This is a genomic window from Pedobacter sp. HMWF019 (assembly GCF_003061025.1).
GTDB lineage: Bacteria > Bacteroidota > Bacteroidia > Sphingobacteriales > Sphingobacteriaceae > Pedobacter.
Map to the genome: position 1 here is coordinate 1 of NZ_QAIL01000426.1, position 15,260 is coordinate 15,260.

Genomic DNA, 15,260 nt, shown 5'->3' on the forward strand with positions numbered 1-15,260 from the left:
CTATTAATATTACCCCTTTTTCGGTAAACCGTTATCTATAGAGGGTAATATCCTGTTGAAAATAATAAACGTCAAAATGATTATTATTTTGTGATTTATTATAGAATTCATGTATATTTAATTTCAATTAGATATACATGAAGGTTTTACCATTTACGATACCCGTTTCTCCGAACAAGACCATCATGGTCCAGTTGGAAGAGTTGCCTTACTTTTATACCTTTCTCCACCGTCATCAGGAAATACAACTGACCTGGGTGCAGGAGGGGGAAGGCACTTTGGTAGCGGGTATGAACATGCATATCTTTCGGTCTGGAGAGATTTATCTTTTTGGCGCCAACATGCCACATTTGTTCAAAAGTGAACCGGAGTATTTTGCACCCGACAGCAAGAAGAAGATCAAAGCGGTAACCATCTTCTTTAATCCCAAAGACAAGCTGTCGAGTTTGTTTGATCTGCCCGAAATGAAAATGGTAAGCAATTTCCTGAAGGATTTTGAAAGTGGTTTTAAGGTGCCTCCTCATATGTATTCTGATATCTCCGGAAGGATTTTAAGTATTCTGCATTCGGATGGGATTGATCAGCTGATGCAGTTTCTGCAGTTGCTCAAATCGCTCAGTAGTTTGAAAGATCTGAGCCCTTTAACGGTGAGCTCATTTCCCCGTTCTATCAACGATAATGAGGGGATGCGGATTGCTTCAATTTATAATTATATCATTCAGAACTATAGCCGTGCGCTGACTTTGGAGGAAGTGGCTGAGCAGGCTTGTATGACACCTCATGCTTTTTGCCGCTATTTCAAAAAACACACACGCTATACCCTGGTGAGTTTTCTGAATAAGGTGAGGATCAATGAGGCTTGTAAAATGTTAACCAGCGGGATCCATAATGGCATTGCTTCTGTAGCTTACAGCTGCGGGTTCAACAGCATCACCAACTTTAACCGGGTATTCAAATCTATTACCGGTAAATCACCTCGCGGCTATATGGGACAGTACTGATCTTTCCTGTTAATTTTGGTCAATTATTGATTAATAACGGGAAAGTGCCACCCTATGAATCTGCTATTTTTGGTTAAAGCTTCAGTTTTAACGAAGTCGAACCAACCTAAACCAAAAAAGCAAACCTTCTATGAGTAATTCTACGACTGCCTTTAAGCCTTCTCTTTCCCTGACAGATGCGACCATGCTGGTTGCCGGAAGCATGATCGGCTCAGGTATTTTTATTGTAAGTGCAGATATTGTACGTAATGTGGGCAGTTCGGGCTGGCTCATCGCTGTTTGGCTGATCACAGGTTTTATGACCCTGGCTGCTGCGCTTTGTTATGGTGAGCTGAGTGCGATGTTTCCTAAGGCTGGAGGACAATATGTATACCTCCGCGAGGCCTATAATCCCTTGGTGAGTTTTCTCTATGGCTGGAGTTTTTTTGCAGTGATCCAGACGGCAACCATTGCAGCTGTTGGTGTAGCCTTTGCTAAATTCACGGCTTATATTTTTCCACAGTTTAGTGAGGACCTTGTTTTTGCAGATCTGGGTTTCGTGCATATTTCCCCTGCGCAGATCCTGGCCGTTGGTGTGGTGATTTTTCTAACCCTTCTGAACACGGCGGGTGTGAAGAGCGGCAAGAATATCCAGACCAGTTTTACTGTAGTTAAACTCCTGAGCCTGGGCGGCTTGATCTTATTTGGTTTTATCGCTGCAAAATCTGATATTTTACATGCCAATTGGAGCAAGACCTGGGAAATGCATAAACTGCCGCCTTCGGGGGTGACAGAGGGTTATACTTTTATTCCTGCATTGGGGGCAGTTGCCGCCGCTATGGTGGGTTCTATTTTTAGCAGTGATTCCTGGCATAATGTGACGTTTATTGCGGGTGAAGTGAAGAATCCGAAGCGTAATATTGGCTTAAGTCTTTTCCTGGGGACTATGATTGTGACGATCATTTATGTGGCTACGAATTTCATGTATACAGGAGTGCTTTCTTTACAGGAAATTGCTTCTGCGGATAAGGACAGGGTAGCTATCACTGCTTCTCATGTGATTTTTGGGAATTCGGGTACGGTGATTATTGCATTGATGATTATGATCTCTACGTTTGGCTGTAATAATGGTCTGATCATGGCTGGGGCAAGGGTTTATTATACCATGGCTAAGGATGGTTTATTCTTTAAACCTGCGGGCACGCTAAATAAGAATGCAGTACCGTCTTATGCCCTTTGGTTTCAGTGTGTGTTTGCTTGTTTGTGGTGTTTTAGCGGGAAGTATGGGGATTTGCTGGATATGATCTCTTTTGTCGTGGTTGGATTTTATATGCTCACGATTTTTGGAATTGTGTTGCTTCGTAAGAAGCGGCCTGACTTGCCAAGGCCGTATAAGGTTATTGGTTATCCTGTTTTGCCGGTTTTGTACATTTTGATGGGATTGGCTTTTTGTGTTTTGCTGATTGTGTTTAAGCCAAAGTTTACATGGCCGGGGTTGATTATTACAGCGATTGGAATTCCAATCTATTACCTCATCAGGCCCAAAAAGGGCTAAGCTTTTTATAAAAGTCAATATACTCTTCGAGGACTGGACTCCTTGCCCCGCTGCGCTCTTGTGGCAAGGCGCCCTGAGGTCCTCTCTGAATATATTGACTTTTCTGGGCGCTTAGTTTGGGTGCTTATCCGGCAAAGCGCACAGTATGGAATAATGCTAATGTATATGGTATAACGCTAATTTGCATAAAATGCATAGCGCATTAAAGATGAATAAACTATTTGTCTATGCATCATGCACGGATATCCCCCCTCCATGCTAAGCGCCATGAAAAAATAGATGTTACTCCGAGAGGACCTCAGGGCGCCTTGCCACAAGAGCGTAGCGAGGCAAGGAGTCCAGTCCTCGAAGAGTACATCTATTTTTTACCCTAGCTTACATTACTCTTTAACTTACATTCCTCTTTTAGCCAATAATTTTCGGCCGGACTTAAAAAAGGACCAAGCGTTTCAATGACATAGTTGTTGTATGCCTCCAGCCATTGCAGGTGACGGGGTTCCAGCAGTTCCGGAACAACTCCTTTCGGATCGATCAGGGCAAGCGTCAATGTTTCTGAACCCAGAAAAGAACCGAATTCTGTTTCTCCAGCCGGAACCGTGAGGACCAGGTTTTCAATCCTGACTCCATGGTATCCGGGGCGGTATATGCCAGGCTCTATGGAGGTGATCATGCCGGCTTTAAAATCTACATCCAGGTTGTTCGGACTGATGGATTGCGGCCCTTCATGTACATTCAGGAAACAACCTACACCATGTCCGGTACCGTGACCGTAATTGATACCCTTGTCCCAGAGTGGTTTTCTAATGATGGCATCCAGCTGGTAGCCGCGGGTTCCGGTTGGATATTGAGCAGTGGTTCCCTCTATAAGTGCCTTGAGAACCAAAGTATAGTCTTCTGTTTCCCGTTCGTTTAATGGACCTAAAATGAGCATTCTGGTCACATCTGTTGTACCCTGATAATACTGTCCGCCAGAGTCGATCAGATAAAGTCCTTTTGGTTGTAAGGTCTGGTCACTCTGTTCATTTGGAGTGTAATGGGGGAGTGCTGCATTTGCGGCATAGCCGGATATAGAATCGAAACTGGTTCCTGTAAACCCTTCTTGTTCGGCTCTGAATTGTTCGAGGCGTTTGGCGGCAGATAATTCGGTAATGGTTATATTGTTAAGGTTTTCTTTCAGCCATTTCATGAAACGGGTCAAAGCGACACCGTCTTTAATCATCGCTTGTTTGAAATTACTGATCTCCGTATTGTTTTTTATAGATTTCAGATGGGACACGGGGCTAATGCCTTGACGGATTTTTACTGAAGCCGGGATGCTGTTGAATAATTTTGCATTGGTTCGTTTAGGGTCTATAAACAGACTGGAACCTGCTGGGAGAAGTTTTATAGTGGTGATGATGTCCTGACTGTTTGCAGTGGTAATGCGGTGATGCTGCAACTCTTCCTGGTCTTTTTTGCTGAGTTTTCGCTGATCTATGAACAGACAGGCATACTCTGGCGTAATCAGTGCATAAGCCAGGGTTAGCGGATTGCATTTAATATCGTTGCCGCGAAAGTTGAAAAGCCAGGCAATTTCATCCAATGCGGAAAGGAGGATGGCACTGGTTTCCAAATGCTCAAGTTGTTCGCGAAGCAGGTTTAGTTTTTCTGATGCGGGTTGTCCTGTGTATTGATCTTCTAATAGAAAGGCTGGGTGAGCGGGTAGCGGTGGTCTGTTGTTCCAGATGGGAGAGATCAGGTCTGCTGCAATTGGGTAAAAACCGCTGGCCTGTAATTGTTCCAGTAAAACAACAGAGAGCAGTTCTTCTATGCAGCCTACTTTAGAGCCTTTTGGAATCCATTTAATGTATTCCGGAGTATGCGGTATCTGGAGTTCAATAAGCTGGTAGCCGCTGTTTTTCAGTTGCTGTTCTGCCTGGATGAAATATCTGGAATCTGTCCAGAGCCCGGCAAGGTCCTGGGTAATAACTAAAGCTCCCGCACTGCCAGTAAAGCCTGAGGCAAATTCAATGCACCGGTAATGCTCGGGAAGATATTCATTCTGATAAGGATCTGAAGAGGGAATCAGATAAACATCGATTCCTTCTATTTTCATTTGATTCCGAATGGCCTGCAGTTTTTCCGTATAGGTCATATTTTATAAAATCTCCAGTTGGTTTTAAAATCTTTACTGATGCTTTGATGGGTAAGGATGGCCCGGATCATCTCTATAGGCATACTGTTTTCTTTAATAAAGGAGTCGTGGAATTCTTTGTAGGTCATCTTTCCACTGTCTACCAGTTCTTTTTTCAGGGCCATAACCTGAAGCCCTCCGGTAAGGTAGCCAACCTGGTACAGTGGATCTGTCCAGGGCGCAATAGACCTTCTGACTTCTCCTTCGGCATTGGCCCGCTCATGCCCAACACGATTGACCAGGAAATCGATACATGTCGCCGGCGTCCATTTGCCCAATTGATAATTTAAGGAGAAAATGATCCTTGCACAGCGGTGTTTTCTCCAGAAGAGCATACCGATTCTTTCTTCTGGTGTCTTGGCAAAGTTCATGTCGTAGAGCAGAAGTTCCCAGTACAGAGCCCAACCTTCCATCCAGAATGGGGTGTTATAATTGCGATGGGTATTGTAACGGCTCATCATAAAGTACTGCAAATTGTGTCCGGGGATCAGTTCATGTTGTACGGTACCCCTGGAAAAATAGGGGTTGTTTCCGCGCATACTCATCATCTTGTCTTCATAATTCATATCACTTGTAGGGTAGGAGATGCTGATCTCACTTCCACCGGTAAAAAATGGATTGACCAGCTGTCTTTCTGGGGTCATCATGATCATACCCCAGGTTTCTTCGGCAAGAGGGGGAATTGTAATCAGGTCTTTGGATTTAATGAAGTCCAGGGCTTCGTTGTAGAGTTTAACGATCAGTTCTGGTTGTTTTCCCGGTGCAACATAAGTATTTTTGACCTTTTCCATAGCAGCCTGCCAGTCGTTTTTTAAGCCCATTTCAGCAGTGGCTTTTAGCATTTCCCGGTCGCACCATTCCAGTTCTTTTGTGGCCATGGCGATCAATTCTTCCGGGCTGTAGGGGATCATTTCCATATCCAGTTTCCTCAGGATTTCAACCCTTCCTACCGGAACACCCTGGAGACTGGAGTCTGAGCTGGCTTTACTTTCCTGCAGGGTGTTTTTGGAAAGAGCGGTCGTGTATACACGGAGCAGGCTGTCGGTTTGTTTATAGGTTACTGGTATCCACCAGCTAAACATAGGGTCATACCGGTTATAGAAGTCGAATACCTTTTTCCCCGCTTGCCTAAGGTCTCTTCCAGTTTTGTAGGCTTCAAGCGCTTCTGAAGGACTGAATTTGGTGCTGGAGGGAAGTTCCAATATCAGTTTTTTTAGTTGTTTACTGATCTCATTCAATTGTGCAGCAGTTTTTTCTGGTTCTGAAGAACTTCCTCTTCTGCATTGTTTTTCCAATTGGTAGATCTGGTCTGCGAAGGGAAAACGGTTTTTGAGTTTTTCATAAGCATCTTCCGCTTTGCTGAGCTGGAAAATCTGCTCCTGTAAGTCTCTTCTGAACAGGAGATAATCTGCTCTTGCTCCAGTATTGAATTGGTTGAAATCTTCCTGGTTGATCTTTTTCAGGTATTCCTCGGCCAGTGCTTTGAATCTTGTCCGGGATTCTGGTGAGGTCTCAACAGTGTAGAAATTACGGAGCAGGGTTCTATCCGTTTGATAATGCTGCATAATTTCGGCCATAGGATTGGTCTGTGCAACGGATCTGTTGCAATAAAAGACCGATAAAGCAAAGAGGAGAAATTTGAATTTGAACATCTTTTTACAATGAAGGGTGAGTCAATTCGCCATTATTTCTGTTTACAGGATCTATACCCAAAAGGGTTTTTACAAAAAAGTCGCGTTTTTTATTTTTTCCAAAAGGGCCTCCGTCGCTATGGCCCAAACCAGGAACCGTAATGAGTTCGAAATTTTTGCCTGCTTTAATGAGGGCATCTGCAAAGCGGTAAGTAGATTCAGGAGGAACATTGGTGTCGGCTTCGCCAACAATAAGCAGGAGGTTTCCACGCAGTTTGGCAGCGTTGGTGATATTGGATTGTGCTTCATAATGTGGTCCTACAGGATAGCCCATCCATTGTTCGTTCCACCATTGTTTGTCTACACGGTTATCGTGACAGCCACAGGCGGCTACTGCAGATTTATAAAATTCAGGATGGAACAAAACAGAACCTCCGGCATTTTGTCCTCCTGCAGAAGTACCATAGACACCAACTCTGGTGGTATCTGCGTAACTGTGTTTTCTTCCAAGGGCTTTCATCCAAAGGATACGATCTTCGAAACCGGCATCAGCAAGGTTTTTCCAGCAAACATCGTGGAAGGCCTTGGAGCGATTTGCAGTACCCATTCCATCACACTGAATGACAATAAAGCCGAGTTCTGCCAGACTTTGCATTTCGCTGTAGGGCATAAAACTTTTGGGTACAAAAGAGTCCTGAGGGCCTGCGTAAATATTTTCGATAATCGGATAGGTTTTGGTACTGTCCAGATGGGAGGGCCGGCATACAATTCCCCAGATGTCGGTTTTTCCATCCCGTCCTTTGGCTACAAAGACTTCAGGTAAAGGAATTCCTGTTTTGAGAAAAGCAGAAATATCTGCTTTTTCCAGATCCATTAATTTTTTACCGTCGCTGGTTCTGTTCAATGTAGTGACAGGAGGAACGTTGACCTGGGACCAGGTATCCAGATAGTGAGATTTATCGGGAGAAAAGGCCAAATTATGGTTTCCTTTGACAGGTGTGAGCTGAACCAAGCCTTTGCCATTAAAACCGATACGGTAGTAATGGATAAAATAAGGATCTTCTGAAGAATCCATTCCATTGGCGCGGAACCAGATTTGTCTTTTTTGGGTATCCACGCTATCAACTTCTCTAACTACCCAGTTGCCGGTAGTGATGCGGTTCTTTTCTTTACCGGTCAGTTCGTCCATCAGGTATAAATGGCGGTAACCATCTTTTTCTGTGGCCCAGATCAATTCATGGGTGTCTGGCAGGTAATGGGTAAAAATCCGTTGCTCGTAAATGAAGGTATTCGTCTTTTCATCAATCAGGGTTTTGGCTGTTACAGTTGGGATATGTATTTCTATGATCCTGAAACGCTGATGGCCGCGGTCTCTTTTTTCGAAAGTAAAATATTGGTTATTTCCTTTTCTCCAGTGGATTTCTGGTGTTCCATAAATATCAAATTTATCGACAGCGGCCTTTTGGCTTGCCCCTTTTTCAGGATTGATCAGGTACATTTCAAACGTACTGAATTCATCACCAGGCTGCATGTAATTCTGTGATTTGAGCTCTCCTCTGGTGGTGCCGGGGCTTGAACTCAGAATATAATAGACTTTTTTATCTTCTTTGTAATTGATCTTATAGGCAATCAGGGTTTTGCTATCCGGAGACCAGGTAAATTCTCCATAAGGTTGTTCCGGGCTGCCATCTTTGGTAAACTGGGTTTCTTGTCCTGTTGCTTTGGAACGGATATAGATATTTCCGTTCTTGACAATGGCTGTGTATTTCTGATCTGGTGAAACAGCGTCTCTTTGTTCCTGACGTCGCCTCCAACCTCTTTCTTTGATTTTTGAAGGTTCTTGAATTTGATCTGATGCCAGGAGTTCGTTGTTGCCGGTATCCCAGGCATACCATTTTTTATCTGCAAGGATGTTGATCTTTTTGTTTCCAGGAGTGATGGAGAGATTTTCTACCGGAAGTTTGCCTGCCTCTGCTTTTTTACCAGTCAGCCTGCTTAAGGCATCAGCAAGGCGCTGGTGGTCAAAAGCAGAATGTTTTGTTCTGGCAACAAGGTCTACCAGTAGGTATTCCCAGGTGTTTTCGGAGGTGTTAATACGGTACCAAAAGGATTTTCCATCCTTATTCCACTGAGGTTTTACGGAAGAGCGGAATACTTTTTTAGAGGCTGTGCTGTCCAACAGGGCTGCATGCTGGTATGAACGGATCAGTTCCTGGTGGTTGGGCTGGTAGGCTTGCTGCGCATGAAGACCGATCATGGCACTACAAAGGCCGATAAGGAGAAAATATTTCATGGTTCAAAGAGAAGTGTAGGTTTATAGTCTAAAGTACAGACTATAGCCATGAAGAGTTCTCAGGAAATTAGCTGATTGTAGCAGTTAATTAACCCAAATTTCCAATAAAATGCTTTAAAGATGCAAGGAGTGGTAATTTGGGATACAGTATTGAAAAATACTGTATCCCGGATAACTACCAGAATTTAACGTACAATGCGGTGATCAGTAATAAAGTGAGGATGATCAGCACCATGGTGGAAGGTTTGACTTTGAACATGCTTTTATCGAGTTCAAAAGCTTTAGGATTTATTTTTGGTCCGCTTAAGCTGACACCAATCATGAGCAGCATAGTGAATGCAAAAGACAAGCCCATGCAAATGTGGAACGGTATTTCAAAACCACCGTGACCATTACTGTATGCGGTGTAGAGCCAAGTGTTATTGCCCAATACTGCCGGGGCAAATTCGTTGAAAAACACCGACAGTACGAAGCCTGCAACAACACCTACTATGGCTGCGGGGCCAGTGGTTCTTTTCCAGAACATCCCCAGGAAGAACATGGCAAATACCCCCGGGCTGATAAAACCTGTGTATTTTTGGATATAGGTAAAACCACCAACACCACCAATTCCAAGAAGGTCATTCCAGGTAAACAATACGGCCAGGATTAAGCCGACAAAAACAGTTGCTCTTCCAATAAAGACAAGGTTTTTCTGTTCAGACTCTTTTTTGACGTATTTAGAATAGACATCCAGTGTGAAAATGGTGGATATACTGTTTACTTTTCCAGCAAGGGAGGCTACGATTGCTGCAGTTAATGCGGCTATGGAAAGTCCTTTCAAGCCTGTTGGCAGGAAAGTAAGTATGGCAGAATACGCGCCATCTTTACCACCGATCAGCTGAGGCAAGTGACCATTTTTGTACAAGACAAAAGCAGCGATACCTGGCAACATCACGATTACTGGCATGAGCAGTTTTAGCAATCCGGCAAACAAAATTCCTGTACGAGCGGTATGCAGGTCTGCACCCAATGCTCTTTGCGTAATGTATTGGTTGCAACCCCAGTAGTTCAGGTTAATAATCCAGATCCCCGCTGCATAAGAAGCAATTCCCGGAAAGGTCAGGTACTTACTAATCTCATTTTGGGAAGAGGCTGCTGTGGGTTTAGGGATGATCATCTTGAAATGGTCTGGCGCCTGCTGCATTAAAACATTAAAGCCGGCAAAGGCATTACTGCCCACGCCAAATTTCTCTCCAACTACACATAGGGCAATATAGGTGGTAACCAAACCACCAAAGATAAGCACGGCTACCTGGATCACATCGGTATAGGCCACAACTTTCATTCCTCCAAGAGAGATGAATAAGGCAAAGACCGCGAGTCCAATCATGATCAGGTGCAAATAGTTGCCGCCGGTAAGCCCATTAATAGCCACTGCACCCAAATACAGGATAGAAGTTAAGTTTACAAAAACATAGAGAAACAGCCAAAATACCGCCATGATCAATGCAACGGATTCATTGTATCTGGTTTTGAGAAATTGAGGCATCGTATAGATTTTGTTCTTCAAATAGACGGGTATGAACCATACCGCTACGATGATCAGGGCGATGGCAGCGATCCATTCATAGGCTGCAACAGCAACGCCCAGGAAGAAACCTTCACCACTCATTCCGATGAATTGTTCTGCAGAGATGTTGGAAGCGATCAAAGAGGCACCGATGGCCCACCAGGTTAGGGTGCCTTCTGCAAGGAAAAATGCTTTGGCATCGTGTTCATCCTTTTTCCTTTTCCTGTAGATGGAATATCCATAACCAGCTACAATGAAGAAGTAGATGATAAAAACTACGTAATCTGTAGTTGCTAAACTATTGCTCATAAGGTTAATATATATGGTTTGGTTAATTTCCGGATTTAGTGCGTATGGCTTTGGTAGTAAACCTCGTTCCATTTCAGTTCATTCCGGAACTGGTTTAAATTGGTGTGCTCGTCTATGCTTACATATTCAAGGCCAGCGATGTTCGCAAAATCATTTAAATGCTCAGCGGTTAAATTTTGGCTATAGCAAGTATGATGCGCTCCTCCGGCATAAATCCAGGCTGCACAACCGGTTTTCATATCGGGCTGTGGCTTCCACAGTACACGGGCAACCGGCAGTTTTGGAAGTTCGTATTTGGCTTCAACCGGATCTACTACATTAACCAGCAAGCGGAAACGGTTACCCATATCTACTACTGAGGCATTGAGTGCTGGCCCCGCTGCAGCATCAAAAACCAGGCGTACCGGATCTGCTTTGCCGCCAATACCAAGAGGGTGAATTTCACATCTGATTGGTCCACTGGCTATAGATTCATCTACTTCAAGCATATGTGAACCCAATACAAAGGAATTTCCTGGTTCAAAATGATAAGTATAGTCTTCCATGAAGGCATTTCCTCCGGCTAAACCACTTCCCATTACTTTCATGGTTCTCACCAGGGCAGCGGTTTTCCAGTCACCTTCACCGGCAAAGCCATAACCGTCGCGCATTAAACGCTGAACTGCTATGCCGGGAAGCTGAAGCATCCCATGCAGATCTTCGAAGGTATCTGTAAAGCCCTTGAATTGACCTGCCTGTAAAAAGTTGCGCAGCCCAATTTCAATTTTAGCTGCTTCGCGCAGAGACTGGTGTTGCGAACCACCTTTAACAAGACTTTCAGCCAGAAGGTATTGGTCTGCATATTCTTTAACCAGTTTGTCAACGTCACTGTCCAGGCTTTGGTTAATCACTTGCACAAGATCGCCAATGCCATAGGTGTTTACGGAATAGCCAAACTTAATTTCTGCTTCTACTTTATCTCCTTCAGTTACGGCTACATTGCGCATATTGTCGCCAAAGCGGGCAATTTTCGCACCTTGAAGATCATACCAGCCAGCGGCGGCTCTTAGCCATGTATTCAATCCTTCGCGTACCTGAGGATCTTCCCAATGCCCGGCAATCACTTTTCTGTTGATGCGCATTCTGGACATAATGAAACCAAATTCCCGGTCGCCATGTGCACTTTGATTCAGGTTCATGAAGTCCATATCCATCGTACTCCATGGAATATCGCGGTTAAATTGAGTATGTAAGTGAACCAGTGGTTTTTGAAGGATCTTTAAACCGCCGATCCACATTTTTGCAGGTGAAAAGGTATGCATCCAGGCAATAATTCCAATGCAGTTTTCTGCAACATTTGCTTCCTGACAGATTTTATAAATTTCTTCTGCAGTTTTCACAGTAGGTTTAAATACAATCTTTACAGGAATTTCGGAAGATTCGTTGAGTGCTTTGGAAATTTGAGCAGAGTGTTCTGCAACGCTTCTTAAAGTTTCTTCGCCATACAGGTGCTGGCTGCCAGTAATAAACCAGGCTTCAAATTGTTTTAGGTCAGTTGTCATTATATTTGGTTATTGTCCGTAATAGGAGTTTGCTCCGTGTTTTCTTTCGTAATGTTTTTTAATTAAAGCATCTTTCATTGGTTTTACTTCAGGCTGTACTTGTTCGGTAAGCAGGGCCATTTTGGCCAGTTCTTCCAATACAGCACTGTTATATACCGCTTTATCGGCTGTTTTACCCCAGGTAAATGGAGCATGGTTACCAACAAGGATCATTTCGGTCTCTTCGTAGCTGATCTGTTCCTGTTCCAGGTGCCTGATGATCTGATAGCCGGTTTCGTATTCATAATTGCCTGCGATCTTTTCATTGTCCATTGGCGGCGCGCAGGGTATGGTTGCGGTGGTGTGATCTGCATGTGTGGTTCCGTAAAGAGGAATTGCTCTCAACGACTGCGCCCAGGCGGTACCGTAGGTAGAGTGTGTATGCACAATTCCGCCTATGTTTTTCCAGTTTTTGTACAATACAGCATGGGTAAGGGTGTCGGAAGAGGGCCTGAGCTTGCCTTCAACAACATTTCCGTCAAAATCTACAATCACCATACTTTCCACGCTCAGTTCCTCATAAGGCACTCCACTCGGTTTAATGGCAAAAACACCAGCTTCCCGGTCTGCAGCACTTGCATTACCGAAGGTGAAAAGTACCAGTCCAAGTTTGGGGAGGTCCATGTTGGCTTTATAGGCCAGCTCCTTTATTTTTTGATAGTTACTCATGATAGGGGTTTTGTTCAATGTAATCTCCAAGAGAAAGGTATTGCGGATAACGTTTTGCATAATATTCTACGTTCTCTGCGATGGGCTGATATTCGGCATCGAAACCTCTGCCCATACCAACCATAGCTTCTTCTACTGTAGGATAGATCTCTGCAACTACAGCGGCAAACATGGCTGCACCTAATGCACAGGTATGTTTGAACTGGTGGATTCTGATGGGCATATTTAGTACATCAGCCATCATCTGCATCACAAAAGGTGATTTTTTTGCTACACCACCAATGCCTATTAAACCTTTAACAGGAATGCCCTGCTCCACAAAGCGGTTCACAATGTTCTTTGCGCCAAAACAGGTGGCCTCTGCAAGTGCTCTGAACAAACGGGGGGCATCGCTCCCCAGGTCCAGATTGAGGAGTGCTCCTTTAAGTTCCTGGTTCGCATCAGGTGTTCTTCTTCCGTTAAACCAATCAACGGCCAGTTCATGATCTGCTTCTTTAGGCAATAGGTTTGCCAGTCTGCTGAGTTCCGGAATGATCTTTTCTGCTATTTCTTCTTCCAGTGCAGTTGCAGTGGCTGCATCGATAAGAGCAGAATCCTGCAGAAGGTTCTTCAGTGGCCAGGATACGATGTTCTTAAACCATGCATAGGTATCTCCAAAGGCAGATTGTCCGGCTTCCAGACCCACCATTCCAGGAATAACAGATCCATCTACTTGTCCACAAATGCCTTTAACCAGTTTTCCGTGAAGATCCTCCGTAGGGGCTACTAAGATATCGCAGGTAGAGGTTCCCATCACTTTGCTGAGATAATATGGTTCAATTTGACCACCCACAGCACCCATATGGGCATCAAAAGCACCCACGCCGATAACAACATCTGTACTCAAACCCAATTTGTCTGCCCATTCCTGACTGAGATGTCCGGCAGCCTGATCCGACGTAAAAGTTTCCGTGAAGAGTCTTTGCGTAAAACCATCCAATAACGGATCCAAAGCATTGAAAAACTCATTGGGTGGTAAGCCTCCAAATTCTTCGGCCCATAGGGCTTTGTGACCTGCAGAACAACGCCCTCTTTTCATTTCAGAAATGTGTGTTGCTCCGGTGAGCAGGAAAGGAATCCAATCGCAATGCTCAACCCAGGAATAACAGGCAGAACGGACTTTTTCATCCACCCGCAACACATGGAGCAGTTTGGCCCAAAACCATTCTGAAGAATAAATACCGCCACAATAACTAAGATAATTGATCTCAAATTTCGTGGCATGTGCGTTGATTTGTGCGGCTTCTTTAACTGAAGTGTGGTCTTTCCACAACACAAACATGGCGTTGGGATTTTCCTCGAATTCAGGAAGGAGGGCCAGAGGTATGCCTTGCTCATTTACGGCAACGGGCGTAGAACCAGTGGTGTCTACAGCAATGGCTTTTACATCTTGCGGATGTACAGTCGCTTTGGCTTGCTCAATGCATTCCCTGATGGTTAATGTAAGCCCTTCGATATAATCAAGCGGATGTTGCCTGAACTGGTTCGAACCGGGATTACAATAGAGTCCTTTCTGCCATCGGGGATAATTAAAAACGGATGAAGAAATCTCTTCACCATTAGAGGTGTTGACCAGGACAGACCGGACTGAATCTGAACCATAATCTACTCCAATAACATATTGATCTTTTTTCATAAAACAAATAAACGTCTAATTAACGTTTATTTGTTTACTAAAAGAAATTTTTTGAGATTTTTCTTTAAAGCCTGTGGCTGAAGGCTTAAGTGGAAGGGGCGGGGATAAAGCTCAGGAAGTTCGGAAAATTGGTTTTATACCTTTTTTTGTCGAGTTTAAAATAGAAGGCTCCTTTTTTTGAATTGGATTTATCTTTTTCAGAAAGCTTGATCAATAATCCTGCTGCCGTAAGTTTCCTGATGAAATTTCTGTTGTCGATCTGGATATCATAGATGTCTTCGTACAAACTTTGTAGTTGAGGAATGGTGAATTTTTTTGGTAGCAGTTCAAAGAGCAGTGGATTATGTGCTGCCTTGTTCCGGATGGAATTTTTTGCCGTTTCTACCATTTCATCATGGTCAAAAATCAGTTTAGGTTTGTCTTTTAAAGGAAACCATTCTGCATGATAGCGTTCGCTGAGTTGTTGCTTATAATTGTTGATGTCGATCAGTGCAAAATAGGCTACTGAAACGGTGCGTTCTACCGGGTCTCTGGAAGGGTCGCCAAAAGCGTGGAGTTGTTCAAGGTATACGCCGTCAAGACCTGTTAAAGTGGTGAGGATATTTTTTGCAGCCTGGTCAAGGCTTTCTCCTGCTTTAACAAAACCGCCCATAAGGCTCCACTTATCTTTTTCGGGTTCAAAGCCCCTTTTGATTAAAAGAATTTTTAGTTTTTCGCCGTCAAAGCCAAAGATGATGCAGTCAACTGCAATTGCGATCTTGTCTTGTTCTGAATATGTTGTCATTCTGCTCGTTACTTACTGCTGGTAAAATTTAAATATTAATGTAACTATTAATTCTCAAA

The 15,260-nt window shown here is 43.9% G+C and carries 10 protein-coding genes; 2 read left to right on the forward strand and 8 right to left on the reverse strand.

The window, feature by feature from the left end; genetic code table 11:
• Positions 1-137: 137 nt before the first annotated feature.
• Positions 138-1,001: an AraC family transcriptional regulator gene (locus DBR11_RS22670; protein WP_108554886.1), complete on the forward strand. Its 864-nt coding sequence runs from the start codon at positions 138-140 to the stop codon at positions 999-1,001.
• 130 nt (positions 1,002-1,131) lie between these two features.
• The gene (locus tag DBR11_RS22675) at positions 1,132-2,535 is read left to right on the forward strand and encodes an APC family permease (RefSeq protein ID WP_108554887.1); all 1,404 of its coding nucleotides are present in this window, start codon (positions 1,132-1,134) and stop codon (positions 2,533-2,535) included.
• A 370-nt stretch (positions 2,536-2,905) separates the two neighbouring features.
• Here the strand turns inward: DBR11_RS22675 and DBR11_RS22680 are convergent, their stop codons facing one another.
• The 8 genes from DBR11_RS22680 to DBR11_RS22715 all read right to left on the reverse strand — a co-directional run bounded on the left by DBR11_RS22680 (position 2,906) and on the right by DBR11_RS22715 (position 15,201).
• The gene (locus tag DBR11_RS22680; protein WP_108554888.1) at positions 2,906-4,669 is read right to left on the reverse strand and encodes an aminopeptidase P family protein; all 1,764 of its coding nucleotides are present in this window, start codon (positions 4,667-4,669) and stop codon (positions 2,906-2,908) included.
• On the reverse strand, positions 4,666-6,360 hold the full coding sequence (locus tag DBR11_RS22685; protein WP_108554889.1) for a DUF885 family protein: 1,695 nt from the start codon (positions 6,358-6,360) through the stop codon (positions 4,666-4,668). The genes DBR11_RS22680 and DBR11_RS22685 overlap by 4 nt, the downstream gene beginning before the upstream one ends.
• 4 nt (positions 6,361-6,364) lie before the next feature.
• The gene (locus DBR11_RS22690) at positions 6,365-8,632 is read right to left on the reverse strand and encodes a S9 family peptidase (protein ID WP_108554890.1); all 2,268 of its coding nucleotides are present in this window, start codon (positions 8,630-8,632) and stop codon (positions 6,365-6,367) included.
• A gap of 175 nt (positions 8,633-8,807) precedes the next feature.
• Positions 8,808-10,493 (reverse strand): sodium/solute symporter, encoded by a 1,686-nt coding sequence (locus tag DBR11_RS22695; RefSeq protein WP_108554895.1) that lies wholly within the window; start codon positions 10,491-10,493, stop codon positions 8,808-8,810.
• Between the two features lie 35 nt (positions 10,494-10,528).
• The gene (araA, locus tag DBR11_RS22700) at positions 10,529-12,034 is read right to left on the reverse strand and encodes an L-arabinose isomerase (protein ID WP_108554891.1); all 1,506 of its coding nucleotides are present in this window, start codon (positions 12,032-12,034) and stop codon (positions 10,529-10,531) included.
• Positions 12,035-12,043: 9 nt separating this feature from the next.
• The gene (gene araD, locus DBR11_RS22705; RefSeq protein WP_108554892.1) at positions 12,044-12,742 is read right to left on the reverse strand and encodes an L-ribulose-5-phosphate 4-epimerase AraD; all 699 of its coding nucleotides are present in this window, start codon (positions 12,740-12,742) and stop codon (positions 12,044-12,046) included.
• Complete coding sequence (locus DBR11_RS22710) at positions 12,735-14,417, reverse strand: ribulokinase (protein ID WP_108554893.1); 1,683 nt, start codon at positions 14,415-14,417, stop codon at positions 12,735-12,737. Before DBR11_RS22710 ends, araD begins: the two co-directional genes overlap by 8 nt.
• An 85-nt stretch (positions 14,418-14,502) precedes the next feature.
• Complete coding sequence (locus DBR11_RS22715; protein WP_108554894.1) at positions 14,503-15,201, reverse strand: NUDIX domain-containing protein; 699 nt, start codon at positions 15,199-15,201, stop codon at positions 14,503-14,505.
• Positions 15,202-15,260 lie beyond the last annotated feature (59 nt).

Coding starts and splice junctions, on each gene's coding strand:
- DBR11_RS22670 (WP_108554886.1), top strand. CDS start 138: ATGAAGGTTTTACCATTTACGATACCCGTTTCTCCGAACAAGACCATC.
- DBR11_RS22675 (WP_108554887.1), top strand. CDS start 1,132: ATGAGTAATTCTACGACTGCCTTTAAGCCTTCTCTTTCCCTGACAGAT.
- DBR11_RS22680 (WP_108554888.1), bottom strand. CDS start 4,669: ATGACCTATACGGAAAAACTGCAGGCCATTCGGAATCAAATGAAAATA.
- DBR11_RS22685 (WP_108554889.1), bottom strand. CDS start 6,360: ATGTTCAAATTCAAATTTCTCCTCTTTGCTTTATCGGTCTTTTATTGC.
- DBR11_RS22690 (WP_108554890.1), bottom strand. CDS start 8,632: ATGAAATATTTTCTCCTTATCGGCCTTTGTAGTGCCATGATCGGTCTT.
- DBR11_RS22695 (WP_108554895.1), bottom strand. CDS start 10,493: ATGAGCAATAGTTTAGCAACTACAGATTACGTAGTTTTTATCATCTAC.
- araA (WP_108554891.1), bottom strand. CDS start 12,034: ATGACAACTGACCTAAAACAATTTGAAGCCTGGTTTATTACTGGCAGC.
- araD (WP_108554892.1), bottom strand. CDS start 12,742: ATGAGTAACTATCAAAAAATAAAGGAGCTGGCCTATAAAGCCAACATG.
- DBR11_RS22710 (WP_108554893.1), bottom strand. CDS start 14,417: ATGAAAAAAGATCAATATGTTATTGGAGTAGATTATGGTTCAGATTCA.
- DBR11_RS22715 (WP_108554894.1), bottom strand. CDS start 15,201: ATGACAACATATTCAGAACAAGACAAGATCGCAATTGCAGTTGACTGC.